Genomic DNA, 13125 nt, shown 5'->3' on the forward strand with positions numbered 1-13125 from the left:
TTACTTTACCAGCAGGCTTTGAACCTCATTCAGAAACACGTCTCTTCCGATACTGCTGTAACCGATATTGAAATACGGGCTTGACGGCAGCTCTGTCACCTGCTTGTTTTTTACAGCCTGCATCGTTTTGTAGATACTGTTCTTTTTCAACGCCTTCATATCAGCATCCGTGCCGACAACGATCAGATGATCGGCATCCAGATCCGCCAGTCCCTCATAGGAGATAACAGGAAGGCTGATGGAATCCTGCTTTGGCATATTGGCCGGCTTCTTTAAGCCCATATCCTCATAAAACACACTTCCGATTCCCGCCGCATCAAATACAAACAACTGCCCACCGCTTGCCAGCAGTGCCAGATAGGTTGCATCCTCGCCATTCGCCTTACGAACGGCTGCACCGGCCTTTTTCGCTTTCTCATCATAGCTCTTCAGCCATGCGGCAGCACGCTCCTTTTGCTGCATCATACGGGCAAAGGTTTCCACATCCTGTCGCCAGTCAGTCTGCGCCAGCTCCACCATGATGGTCGGTGCGATTTCCTTCAGCTGCTCATACATTTTTTCCTGTACGCCGGAGATGATGATCAAATCCGGATGCAACTCCAGTATGCCCTCAATATCCATAGAATCCTGCATACTGTAGCCAAGAATTTTCGCACCCTGTAATGTTTCCTGAAGATAGGATGGAAACCTGGTATAATCGTAGGCATCGGAGTTCGCCGTACCAGTAACGGAATATCCCAGCAGCGATAAGATATCACTGTTTCCGCTCAAATCCACGATTCGCTTCGGATCTGCCGGTATCGCAACCTCTCCCTTTGCATCCTTAACCGTTATCATCTTATCTGCTGCAGATGCTTCCTGTTTGCTTTGACACCCGCTTACCATAGCAAGCGTTAAAACAAGTACACAGAGCATCCATATTTTCTTTTTCATACACATCCTCCTAATCTGTTAGCTTATTCTAACTTACGCGTGCCATTATAACAAATCACACACCCTTCTGCAAGCCATTCACCCGTTATCCTTATTTTAACATCCAACAGCATTATGCTGGATACCATGTCCGCTTGTTTGATATAATAGGAAAACAGGAGGTTTTTTTTATGTATACATCCACCAGCTCCCGCATGCTTCGCGATATGTTCACACGTGAACTGGGTCTGCAAAAAACAGAGATGCCGCAAAGATGCAGCTATTGCAAAAAAGGCTTTGATGATTTCCTTGATGTTTTTTACCAGCCGGATTTATTTGCCTTCAGTATTGCGAATTACACAGTCCCCCATCCTTTTACCATACACTTTGATCATCCCGAAGCTTTGTTGCGATTCGGACTAGTACAAGAAGGCACTACCAGAGTACAGCAGCAGGAACAGGACATACGAAGCCAGCAGCCGGCTGCCTTTCTCGTTTGGGAAGAGCATCCCTGTGGTACGCAGTCATGGAAACGAATCGATCACCTGATTGGTATGGAATTTGCCATACATCCTGCATATCTAACAGCATTGGCAAAGCGTGGCTATGTCATCCCGCTGCAAGAGCAGCTGATTGCCAATCACACCTATCCCCATCTTCCTGCACCGCTGTATCCTATATTTCATCAGCTTCGCCGGCTGCATACACAGCAGGAGCTGACATCGCTTTATGTCGAGGGTGCACTCTTGCAATGTCTGAGCATTCTCGCACAGCAGACCACACAAAGGAATTCTGCATTTTCCAGACAGATGGATTATGGAACCCTACAGCTTGGCAGCCGGACCATTCATCTGCAGGAGGCGGATTATCTTGCAATTCAAAAGGCGCACCAGCGTTTGCTGGACAATATCGCTGATCCACCTACGATTCACGCCTTAAGCCGCAGTCTGCTGATTGATCCACAGAAGCTGAAGGCCGGCTTTCGCTACTATTATCACATGAGCATTCGGGAATTTTCGCTTTCCTTAAAGATGACGCAGGCAGCAGCCCTGCTTTGTACCAGTGATTTGAGCATCCGTGAAATTGCTGCCCGCGTTGGCTACCGTTATCCATCCAGCTTTATTCAGACCTTTCAAAACACCTATCACTGCACACCGCTGCAGTATCGACACAAAGAGCGATGCCTGCGCTAAGCTATGGGATCTGCAAGGCACAGGCATTTCAGGAAGTCGCCAAGGTTTCAAGACAGCAGGCTGCTTTCCAGCCCATGATTCACACACAAAACAGCGAAAATAAAACAGTCCTGCGGACTGTTTTATTTTGTACATCTGCAGCGGAAGGATTTGCATTCCGTTTCGTGACAATCATTTGGATGAACACAGTTATCACAGCAAACGCTAATTGTTTCTGCGTTACAGCATGCATCCTTGTTATAAACACAATTGTGTACGCTGCATAGGATTTCGGTTTTTTTCTGCATGGTTTACACCTCCACGCTGTTAGTATGCGCCACTGTCCGAAATCTATGTGCTGAAAATCACCATCGCACTGAAGCAGTAAATCTGTTCTTCTTCAAAATCACTCACAGCTGTTGAAAATTTAATATCCAGCAGACGGATATCCGCATGCTCCTGAAGCCAGCCATTCACCACTTCTGTCAAATCATCCTCATGCTCCTCATCAAACACCTTGATTTGTACCATTGTATCACCGATTTCATCCTATCAGCTCAATCCTCCAATCGGTGTCGATATTTCGTGAAATACTCCTGAATTCTGTTTTCCGCTGCTTCACTGACGGTAACCAGTGGCAATCGCAGGATATTTTCACACGCATCCTGCAGATGGAGCATATACTTTACCGGTGCCGGCGATGCTTCCGTAAATGTCAAAGCCGCCAGCTCATAGAGCCTCCGGCGCAGCCGGTTATCGACGCGTTCATCATCACAATAGGTCCGTAGCTCCTTCATGCATACATGCCCCATGACAGAGATAAGTCCATCCATGCCGGCATCAAAGCCCTCATCAAAGAAGCCGTCCTCCCCACTGTAAATCAGAAACTCAGGATGCTGCTGCTTCAGCCTGCGCACCATGTCCAGATTGGAACAGGCCTGCTTCAATGCTGTTATGTTCTTGTGCTTCTCAAGCAGGGCATGTATGGTTTCATAGGTAAGCTCCACAGCGGTTCTTGATGGCACGTTATACAGCATAAGATTGGTATCCACAGCAGTGGCAACTGCATCATAATGGGCATACAGCCCGGCAGCATTCGGCTTGCTGTAATATGGTGTTACAATTAATACGCCATCAATCGCCTCCTTCTGTGCTTCCTTGCATGCCAGAATTGTCGCAGCTGTATCGTTGCTACCGCAGCCATACCAAATCTCTGCGCGATGCTTCACGCGTTTGATGACATGGCGAAGGATGGAAAGCTTCTCGTTATGAGAGAGTGTCGGTGTTTCTGCCGTTGTCCCGCATACGATGAAGCCGTCACACCCCTCCTTCAAAAGCCGGTGAAGGATGCGATCCATCGATTTGTAGTCCACTTTGTTATCCCTGGTAAACGGTGTTACCAAAGCAACCATCAGTTTTTTCATAGCTTATCTGCCTCCCAGTAAAATTGGCTGCTGCTGTCTGTCGTTTAAGGCCTGATCCATCGTCTGCTCCATCAGCTCCCAATCGGAAACGATGCTTCGCTCCTTGGAAAAAGGGGCATCCTGCCGAAACGGTATGATATAAAAATGCTTCATATTGATCAGGGAAAAGATATTCACCCCGCTGATTCCCAGACCGTCATTTGTCGCAATACCAAACACGATATTCCGCTGGTTGCGAATCATGGCTTTCGCAGACAGTGTAACCGGATGATCGTAAATACCATGTGCCATCTTTGCTGCAACGGTGGCTGTCATGGGAGCAATCACCATTATATCATATGCGTTTGCCGGTCCAACTTTCTCTGCTTCTACGATTGTATGGATGATGTCATGCTTTGTCACATCCTTTACTTTTCCCAGGAATACATCCTTATCAAAAAAACGGGTGGAGCACGTATATACATTTTCACTAACGACAGCCGTCACGTCGTTGTGCTCGCACAATGCTGTCAGCTGCTCGAGAACTGCCGCATGGTTACAGAAAGAGCCGCAGATACCGAACAGAATGCGTTTATTTTCCATTGTTCAGTTTCCCCCTTATACATTCCGCTATGATATTCCCTGCGCTGATACAGGCGAAGCGTCCCGGCAGATTGCCTGCCTTGATCACGGAAATGCCTTCCTCATGTGCTGCCTTTAGATCAATCAGATCCGGTGTAGAGATATCGATGATGACCGGCTTATTTTTCCAGGAACGCATTCTGGAAGGTGCGATCATAACACCGGTAGCCGTATGAATGATGACATCTCCGCAATTTTCCCAGTCACGTACCGGCAGAAAGTCACCCTCCGCTTTACACTCTCTTCGTATGATGCGAACACGGACATGCAGATTCTTCAGCATATCATAAATCACCTGTCCGCAATGGCCATATCCGACGATATCGACCTGTATATCATACATACTCTTACAGATACAGCTGATCAACTCATTCAGCACACCCTCTGCGGTCAATATGGCATTCTCATGAATCACGCTTTCCTCCAGCATATAATAGATTTTTCGCTGCGGCAACGCATCCAGTACTGCATTACGAATTCCGCAGAATAACAAACAATCCTTTCCCTGCATTTCGTAAAAGGCATGCGGTATGTGAATCGCCTGCTCCTGTATGCGGACATAGCCGAAATCATCGACGCCCTTTACCGGGAAAACCACTGCCTGATACTGCGGCAGATTCAAAAAGTCTGTTTGCGCATCCAGACGATCAACAGAAAAGTCCTTGGACAGATTGTCATAGACCTGTATCATTCTTTCATCACTGCATATAACTGCAATTTTCACACTATCCCTCCTTACGCCATTGTATGTCGCAAACAGGCTTTTGCCATTAGGAAAGCCGTTTGCACATGGAAATCGGAGGAAATGCGAAGCGCAGTGCATCAAGGCGTCACAAAAAAAGCAGACTGCGCATAGATTCTTCGTACTGCAGTCTGCCTTCTTCTCATTTTTCTGCTCTATTTCTGTGAAATCACAAAATAATTTCGTTTTCCCTTTTTGATCAATGTACGTCCCTCAGAGATTGCATTGTTTGAGGATACGATAAATTCCACATCCTTCACCTTGTCTCCGTTGATTTGAATAGAGCCCTGATTGATCCATTCTCTTGCTTCTCGCTTGCTGCTTGCAATACCGGCCTGTACCAGCGTATCCGTCAAAGTCAGCTCATCATCGATGCTGCTAGCCTCAAAGCCCTTTAAAGCATCATGCAGCTCACCGGCATCCAGCTCCTTGATATTTCCCTTAAACAGTGCATTGGTGATTTTTAAGGCCTTATTGTATTCCTCTTCCCCATGCAGGAAGGTAACAACCTCTTTCGCAAGTGTTTTCTGTGCCTCTCTGAAATGCGGTTCGGTTTTCACCTTTTCCTCCAGCGCGTCGATTTCCTCCTTGCTCAGGAAGGTCAGCTTCTTCAGGTAATCAATTACCTTTTCATCCTCGGAGTTTACGAGGAACTGATACATTTCATAGGCACTTGTTTTATGTTTGTCCAGCCATACCGTACCGGACTCGCTCTTTCCAAATTTCGTACCGTCAGCCTTGGTAATCAGTGGCATCGTCAGCCCATAGCACGCAACATCCGCTCCATGCTTCTTGCGGATCAGCTCCAGACCGCTTGTGATATTCCCCCACTGATCCTGTCCGCCAAGCTGCAGCGTACAGCCCTTCTCCTCATACAGGTGCAAAAAGTCCAGCGCCTGCAAAATCATGTAGGAAAATTCGGTATAGCTGATACCGGCATCCAGACGACGCTTCACCGTTTCCTTGTTGATCATGTAATTGACATTGAAGTATTTTCCATAATCCCGCAGGAAATCAATTACTGAAATATCCTTTGTCCAATCCAGATTATTTACCATTTCAAAGCCAAACAGCTCTTCAATCTGCTTACTCAGGCTCTGGTAGTTATACTCCAGCACCTCCTTTGTCAGCATATTGCGCTCACCGCTTGCCTTCGGATCTCCGATAAACCCGGTTGCTCCTCCAACCAGCATGATTGGATGGTGTCCATGCTCCTTTAACCGCTTCGCACACAGCAAAGAGGAATAGTGTCCAATATGCAGGGAATCACCGGTCGGATCGGTTCCGATATAGAAGGTCAGCCCTCCGTTGTTTAATTTCTCTTCCAGCTCCGGACTTGTCACATCATTGATCAGTCCGCGGTATTTCAATTCATCAAATAATTTCATCATCGTCTTCCTTTCTGAAATAAAAAAACGCCCCTGTCATCCAAGGACGCAACATAGCGTGGTACCACCTTAGTTCTTCTATACAGAAGCACTCAATGCCATAACGGGGCAATCCGTTCTACCTTTGCAGTAGACAGCTCCAAGGTGTATTTCTCAAGGCATCCCACAGCTTTTCACCAGCCAGCTGCTCTCTGAAGGGATCATCCCTAAGCTCTTTTCTTATCAACGCTTTCCTTATTCAGGATATCTGTAATTTTAAAAATTGTCAATCCTATTTTGTAGATTTTCTCGGTGTGTAAATGTAGCTCAGCTCGATTTCCTTATCGGTAACTTCATTTTCATCGTGTAGCATCTTTGTCAACAGACGCATAGCCACAGCACCTAAATCATAATCCGGAATCTTAAATCCGGAAATCTGCGGACGTGCCATTGCATTGTATTTGCTGTCCAGAATACAGATCAATTCCATTTCATCCGGAATGCTGATGCCTGCTTCCTTCGCGGTATTCATCACCGCCATCGCCTGGGAATCACGATAGGTAATCACGACATCATGGCGAATCCCCTGCTTCATGTATTCCTTCAGGAACAGATAGGAGGAACGGTATTCCTTTGGTATTTGAATGAAGTTTTCAAATTTCATCCCCTGCTCTTCAAATGCTCTGTTCAATCCGTCCAGCAGCTGCTTGATCATCTGTGGATTCTTGCGATCCTCTACCAGTGCAATATTTTTCTTGCCCTGCTTGATGCAGCCGCTTGCGTATTCATATACAAGGTTCGCATAATCCACATAGACACTGCCCACGGTATCATCACTCATCTTATTGCCGATGACAACGATCGGCACCTGATATCTGGTCAGCTGATTCAATTCTTCCTTATTCAGCTTGTCATTGAAAATCACAACACCATCCACACGGGATTTGATGATATTTTCAATGATATCGTTCATTTCCGTAATACCCTCGGTTGTTGTATGCAGCATGATGTTGTATTTATATATTTTTGCCACATCGATCAGACCATTGATGATCTGTCCGGTATAGAAATAGCTTGCCTCCGGAACGATCAGCGCAATCGTTGTGGTTTTCTGCAATGCCAGTCCCTGTGCAATCGCATTTGGCTTGTAGCCCAGCTTTTCAATGGCTTCCTGTACCTTGATACGGGTATCCTCGCGCACGACCTCTGAACCGTTGATTACACGGGATACTGTTGCCAGCGATACATCGGCTTCCTTTGCTACATCATAAATCGTAATTCTTTTCATAACCTGTTATCCCTTCCGACTGTCGTCTTCATCTGTGTCCAAGACACGCTTCAGTCCCTGAAAGGCAGCCTCCGCCGCTTTCAGTGTTCCTTTTTTCAGCTTTCTTACGCCTTTTTTCACCTGCTCGTCATTGCGCAGCGTATCGACCGTATCCGCTACGGCGTGAACAGATCGGCGTACATATTCGTTTTGACGAACCTCCTGTATGCCTTCCTGTACATAGCCTGCAAGCTTATCCGCAGCAGCGACAGCCTTTTTGCTGCCCGCCTGCACATCCTCACGCTGTGAAAACCGCTGCAGAGCATCCTGTGTTGACGCAAGCAGCCTCTGTGTCTCTTGTTTCAAACGTTCCATTCGCTCGTTCACTTCCATGGAATCCGCATGCTCACGCAGCCAGTCACGCATTTCCTGAAAAAGGCGCTGTAGCTGTTTGGCAGCATCATCCAGAATTTTCTTTGAACGCTCGCTCTCATCATCGTCACATTCCATGGTGATAATGGTGTACTTCGCCTTTCGTTCCAGATCCTCGACTTCTTTTTCTCGTTCGTTATCCATGATTATTCACTCACTCCATCCTCTTCATCACGATCGTCTTCCTTCTTCATACCGGCAAACACCCAGTCCTTGATGGAAGAAAAATTCTCTATGACAGCTACCAGAGTGGAACGTACCGCATGCTTGCTCGCCTCGTGAACACAATCTACCGTTTCACTCAGCTCGTTCAGCGTATTCAGCGGCTTGTCCAGTGTTTCTAATTGCCGGTTTGTCGTTTCCAGCGTCTTTGCCATCTTCACTACGGCATCATTCGCATTTTTCAATAAAACGATCAGATGCTTCACAAAAACAGCAAGGAAAATCAGCACTACGACACCACAGATCGGCAATGCCTTGCTGGCGACACTGCTTGTTAATTCCAATAATTGATCTAAACCCATAGAAACACCTCTTTATTTATTCTAAAACAATTTGTAAGTTTTTTCAACTTCTATTGAAAAGTTTTTACAATATTTTTTAATTTGTATATATCCTTGCTGCTCATGAACAGATATACGGCCGGACCGCGCTGTGCAAGCAGCCTTGCAGCTTCCTCATCCTCATTGATGACAGTCGCCTTCTCACATTTATCCGCAAGGTCAGAAATCGTAATATCAATACCGTCTTCTTTTGCCGCATTCTCCGGAAAATGACACAGATACACTTCATCCGCCTGATTCAGCTCTTTTGCAAAACGATCCATGAAATAATAGATACGGGAATAGCGATCCGGCTTAAACAGGGCAATTACCTTCTTCCCCGGATACTTGATGCGTGCTGCCTCGATCATATATTTCACAGCGGTCGGGTGATGTGCATAATCATCGATATAAACATTATCCCCGTTTTCTTCGATTGTAAACCTGCGTTTTACACCGGGAAAGCTTTGCAGTCCCTCCTGCAGCAATTCTTTGCTCAGCCCCTCCATGATACCGATAGCGATTACGCCCAGACTGTTCCACAACAATGGCTTACCGACAAATGGCAGATCAAAATGTGCGAACAGCTTCTTACGATACAGCACATCAAACTGCATGCCGTCCTCGCTTTGCTTCACATGTACCGCCTGGACATCGTTATGATCCTCTAAGCCGTAATATAAATGTTCTGTTTTCACATGCAGGGAGCGCACAGCCGCATCGTCTCCAAAGAGTACAACACCCTTTTGGATCTGATTCGCAAAAGCCTCAAATGCGTCGCAGTAGTCCTCCATGTCCCTATAATAATCAACATGATCCAGCTCAATATTGGTGATAATGGCATATTCCGGCTTATATGCCAGAAAATGACGCTGATACTCACAGGATTCCAGCACAAAATAACGGCTGTCCTTCGGCATTTCTCCGGTTCCATCACCAATCAGATAACCGGTTGGCGCCGCCAGGCTCATAACATGGGACAGCATGCCGGTCGTCGTCGTTTTGCCATGTGTACCCGCTACGGATATCGATGTGTATTCTTTAGCAAGATTGCCTAGAAACTCATGATACCAGTAGGTTTTTACAGTATCCATAGCCAGCGCCTTTTTCACCTCCGGATTGGATTCATTGAAAGCATTTCCGATTATCACGGTATCTCCCTCATGAATATTATCAGCCGAAAATGACGTAATCGGAATATGACGCTCCTCCAGTGGCTGCTGGGTAAATATATATTTTTCAATATCGGAGCCGCTGACCTCATCCCCGCGATCTGCAACGATCGTCGCAAGAGACGCCATGCCGCTTCCTTTAATTCCAATGAAATGATAATGCATTAGAAACACCTCTTTTACTCTTTATTGATCGCATCATCAACGCTGCTGATCGGTGTAGATTCTCCAAACAGAGAAATCTGCATCATATCATCGCTGTCCTCGCCTGGTGTTTTTTCAATCATATCCTCCAGCGGAACGCTGTTGATTTCTTCCTCCAGGTCGTATTTTTCAACCTCCTGCTGTGGAAGCTCTTCCTTTTTTAGCTTTTCTTTTTCTTCGATTTTTTCCTGTGCCTTTGCTTCAAATTCCTCCAGCTCACCGACACCGTAATACGGGGAGATAATGGTTCCCAGAGGATTTTTTTTCTTTGCGCGCTGCGGCAGCGGTGCCGCACTCTTCTTCTTCGGCTTGCTCTCTTCTTCACTGGAACCGAAAATTGGAGAAATGACAGGTGAAAACTCAAATTCCTTTTTCTCCTCGCGCTTCACAGGCTTTTTCACACGCAGAGGCTCCTCACTCAAAACGATTGCTTCCTTTTCCTTCTCCTTCGGCTTTTCCTCCAGATCAATGGTCACAAACTTCTTTTCTTCCTTTTTCGGCTCCTTCGCTGCGGCAGCATGCGGATTAAAATATGACTCCATCTGCACATGCGTTTTTTCTTCCTCTACGACAGGAGAAGCCGTTGTTTTCTTTGGTTTTTCCTTGATTTCGATCGGTTCCAGTTCATCCTCTGCCAGAACCTCGGCATCTGTTTCTTCAAACAGAAGGCCTGCAAGTTTTTTAAATACTGACATACATCATCGTCCTTTCGCTATTTCTGGGCAGCCAGAAAGTCGTTGATCTCTTTTTCAGTTTTTCTCAGCTTGGAAACAAAGCGGCCGCTTTCCTTACCATCCTTATAGGCAACAAAGCTTGGAATCCCCATCACCATCAGTGCCTGACAGATATCGATATTTTCATCGCGGTCCACATAATAAAACGTATAGTCGCTGAATGCCTCTACCAGCTTTGGCATGAACGGCTCAATAAAGCGGCAGTCCGGACACCAGTTCGCAGAAAATGTAAAGATGCTGACACCGTCCTTTGCGGCAGCCGCCTGAAATTCCTCCATGGAATGTAATGCAGTCATATATTCTTTCATCGTATCGCTCCTTTTTTAGTATTCTATCCTATTTCTCAGGGAAAGGTGCATCCTTTTCCTGACCGCCCTTCACAAAGACCGCCCGATAGATCGGCTGTCCCTTTTCCAGAAAACGGCGTTCGTATTCCGTTATGACATCCTCTGCATGCTCCTCGCGGCGATAGTCAACGCTTACTTCCTTCAGCCGCCAGCCCTCCTCCTGAAATTCCATGAGCGAATATTCAAACAGAGCACTGTTGTCCGTTTTCATTTGAATTTCGCCATCCGGCTTCAGAATGTGTGCATAGCGCGCAATGAAGGCATGATTGGATAACCGTTTTTTATGGGCACGCTTTTTCGGCCAGGGATCGGAAAAATTCAAATGGATCACATCGACCTCTCCCTGTGCAAACCAGGTGTCAATCACCTCGGCATCTCCCTGAATATACAGCATATTCTCCGGCTGCTTCTCCAGTTGGGTATACTTGCGTACAGCCAGGGCAGCCACATTGATGTTTTTCTCAATGCCGACCCAGGCAATATCCGGATATTGCTGTGCCATCTGCACCCAATAATCCCCTTTGCCTGTTCCGATTTCCACATGCAGCTCCTCACGCTTCAGGGTCTGCTTCCATGCTCCGGCAAGTGCCGCCGCATCCGCAACCACAACCTCCTGCTCTTTGAGAAAATCCTGAGCCCAGGGCAGTTTTCGCATTCTCATATTCGTTTGCTCCTCATATTATTTCGCAAGCTGCTCTACCGCAGCAGTATAGATGGCAGCCGCTCGCATCAGGTCATCAATGTGAATCGCCTCATCCTTCTGGTGACAGCCGCCGATAAACATATCCTTTGGCTGCTCCCTATTTGGTAATTCTGGACCAAATGCTACAAAATTTTCAAATTTCTTTGCATAGGTTCCGCCGCCAATCGTCATATTCGGCGTAAAGGTATCGTGGGTATAGTCCCGATAGACACCGCTCAACGTCTGTACCAGCTCTGAATTGGGGTCAACAAACAGCGGCTTCGTGTTTTTCTTCAGCTGCACATCCAGTGCATAGTCAAGCTTCTTCGCCGTATCGCTAAAGCCCTTCATAATGCGCGTTGGATCTGCGTCGTTTGGATAGCGGATATCGATTACGATGCTCGCCTCGTTCTGCTCGATGTTTACAATACCGGTATTCATGGTCAAAAAGCCCATGTAGGCACCGTCTATATCAATACCCAGCGGTTTTCCCTGCCAGTCCTTCAGCATGGTATAGGTATCGTGGGCAAATTTATCGCCATAGGTACAGCCGATGAAATTTAACAGATGCAGAGCTGCATTTACACCGTTATATGGCATGGCGGCATGTGCAAAGACACCCTCCATATGCAAAACAGCACTCTCATTGTCTAGGGTTTCCACGCTTCCCTTTAAATCAAAGGCCCGTAAATAGAACAGAAAGGCATCTAGATAGTCTTCCTTCCAGTCCCTAACCTCAGCACTTGCCTGTCCGATCACGATATTGCTGCGCTCTCCCGCATGCATGCTTGTAATCACAGTATCACACGTACCACTCAGCTCCACATGCAGACCGCCCTTTTCTCCATAGATCACCGGAAAATCCGCATCCGGTGTAAAGCCAAGGGTTGGAAGCTCTCCATGCTTTGTATAGTAGTTCATGCACTCCATGCCGCTTTCTTCATCACAGCCCAGAATCAGCATGACCTTTCGATTCAGCTTGATTCCCTTATCCTTCAGCATTTTAAGCGCATAAAAGCCGGCCATGGCAGGTCCTTTATCATCCAGTGTCCCGCGTCCGAACATATACCCGTTCACGATTTCACCGCCAAAGGGATCTCTGCTCCAGCCTTCTCCGATCGGCACAATGTCCAAATGCGCCAGCACACCGACGCTTTCTTCCCCTTCCCCATATGCAATCACGCCGGCATAGCCGTCGTAATCCTTTATCTGAAAGCCTTCTCTTTTTCCAAGTTCCAGCATATAATCCAGTGCTTTTCTGCAGCCTGTGCCAAACGGCGCATGGGCTGTCTTTGTTTTGTCATCCCGCACAGAAGGAATGGCAATTAGACCTCTCAGGTCTTGGATGAACGCATCCTTGTACGTTTCCAATTCCGTTAACCAGTTCATTCGATTCACCTCATGCATATATTCTACCACAAAGGAATGTGAATACCTATGATTATTTTCATAAATTTTCATAAAAGTTTCTAACGCCGCAAACACAGGGATTGCATCCGTTTATAAA

At 46.6% G+C, this 13125-nt stretch carries 15 protein-coding genes and 1 other annotated feature; of the genes, 1 reads left to right on the forward strand and 14 read right to left on the reverse strand.

What is annotated here, in order from left to right:
• Nucleotides 1-933, reverse strand: coding sequence for an ABC transporter substrate-binding protein (locus NE665_RS00770; RefSeq protein WP_178759795.1), 933 nt, complete (start codon nucleotides 931-933; stop codon nucleotides 1-3).
• Between the two features lie 170 nt (nucleotides 934-1103).
• Here NE665_RS00770 and NE665_RS00775 point away from each other — a divergent pair, with 170 nt between their 5' ends.
• On the forward strand, nucleotides 1104-2105 hold the full coding sequence (locus NE665_RS00775) for a helix-turn-helix transcriptional regulator (RefSeq protein WP_117441566.1): 1002 nt from the start codon (nucleotides 1104-1106) through the stop codon (nucleotides 2103-2105).
• Nucleotides 2106-2435: 330 nt separating this feature from the next.
• On the opposite strand, the gene NE665_RS00780 is transcribed toward NE665_RS00775, so the two are convergent.
• From NE665_RS00780 to pepV, 13 genes are all read right to left on the reverse strand, one after another.
• Complete coding sequence (locus NE665_RS00780) at nucleotides 2436-2615, reverse strand: sporulation protein Cse60 (RefSeq protein ID WP_117441565.1); 180 nt, start codon at nucleotides 2613-2615, stop codon at nucleotides 2436-2438.
• A 26-nt stretch (nucleotides 2616-2641) separates the two neighbouring features.
• On the reverse strand, nucleotides 2642-3508 hold the full coding sequence (dapA, locus tag NE665_RS00785; RefSeq protein ID WP_117441564.1) for a 4-hydroxy-tetrahydrodipicolinate synthase: 867 nt from the start codon (nucleotides 3506-3508) through the stop codon (nucleotides 2642-2644).
• A 3-nt stretch (nucleotides 3509-3511) separates the two neighbouring features.
• Nucleotides 3512-4090 (reverse strand): dipicolinate synthase subunit B, encoded by a 579-nt coding sequence (locus NE665_RS00790; RefSeq protein WP_117441563.1) that lies wholly within the window; start codon nucleotides 4088-4090, stop codon nucleotides 3512-3514.
• Nucleotides 4080-4853, reverse strand: a complete 774-nt coding sequence (locus tag NE665_RS00795; RefSeq protein WP_117441562.1) for a hypothetical protein — start codon at nucleotides 4851-4853, stop codon at nucleotides 4080-4082. Before NE665_RS00795 ends, NE665_RS00790 begins: the two co-directional genes overlap by 11 nt.
• A gap of 173 nt (nucleotides 4854-5026) precedes the next feature.
• Entirely contained in the window at nucleotides 5027-6259 is a 1233-nt protein-coding gene (gene tyrS / locus NE665_RS00800; protein ID WP_117441561.1) for a tyrosine--tRNA ligase, read from the reverse strand.
• A 39-nt stretch (nucleotides 6260-6298) separates the two neighbouring features.
• Nucleotides 6299-6494: a binding site (T-box leader), on the reverse strand.
• A 36-nt stretch (nucleotides 6495-6530) separates the two neighbouring features.
• Nucleotides 6531-7526 carry a LacI family DNA-binding transcriptional regulator gene (locus NE665_RS00805; RefSeq protein ID WP_117441560.1) on the reverse strand — a complete coding sequence of 332 codons (996 nt, stop codon included), beginning with the start codon at nucleotides 7524-7526 and terminating at the stop codon, nucleotides 6531-6533.
• A gap of 6 nt (nucleotides 7527-7532) precedes the next feature.
• Nucleotides 7533-8081 carry a hypothetical protein gene (locus NE665_RS00810; protein WP_117441559.1) on the reverse strand — a complete coding sequence of 183 codons (549 nt, stop codon included), beginning with the start codon at nucleotides 8079-8081 and terminating at the stop codon, nucleotides 7533-7535.
• A gap of 2 nt (nucleotides 8082-8083) precedes the next feature.
• On the reverse strand, nucleotides 8084-8461 hold the full coding sequence (locus NE665_RS00815) for a histidine kinase (RefSeq protein ID WP_117441558.1): 378 nt from the start codon (nucleotides 8459-8461) through the stop codon (nucleotides 8084-8086).
• A 50-nt stretch (nucleotides 8462-8511) separates the two neighbouring features.
• Nucleotides 8512-9816 carry a UDP-N-acetylmuramate--L-alanine ligase gene (murC, locus tag NE665_RS00820; protein WP_117441557.1) on the reverse strand — a complete coding sequence of 435 codons (1305 nt, stop codon included), beginning with the start codon at nucleotides 9814-9816 and terminating at the stop codon, nucleotides 8512-8514.
• Nucleotides 9817-9830: 14 nt separating this feature from the next.
• A complete protein-coding gene (locus NE665_RS00825) occupies nucleotides 9831-10550 on the reverse strand; it encodes an internalin (RefSeq protein ID WP_117441556.1) in 720 nt (239 codons plus the stop codon).
• Between the two features lie 17 nt (nucleotides 10551-10567).
• The gene (locus tag NE665_RS00830; RefSeq protein ID WP_117441555.1) at nucleotides 10568-10897 is read right to left on the reverse strand and encodes a thioredoxin family protein; all 330 of its coding nucleotides are present in this window, start codon (nucleotides 10895-10897) and stop codon (nucleotides 10568-10570) included.
• A gap of 28 nt (nucleotides 10898-10925) precedes the next feature.
• Entirely contained in the window at nucleotides 10926-11597 is a 672-nt protein-coding gene (trmB, locus tag NE665_RS00835) for a tRNA (guanosine(46)-N7)-methyltransferase TrmB (protein WP_117441554.1), read from the reverse strand.
• 18 nt (nucleotides 11598-11615) lie between these two features.
• A complete protein-coding gene (gene pepV, locus NE665_RS00840; protein WP_117441553.1) occupies nucleotides 11616-13007 on the reverse strand; it encodes a dipeptidase PepV in 1392 nt (463 codons plus the stop codon).
• Between the last annotated feature and the right edge of the window lie 118 nt (nucleotides 13008-13125).

This window comes from Clostridium sp. DFI.1.208 (genome assembly GCF_024463855.1).
Taxonomy (GTDB): Bacteria; Bacillota_I; Bacilli_A; order Erysipelotrichales; family Erysipelotrichaceae; genus Clostridium_AQ.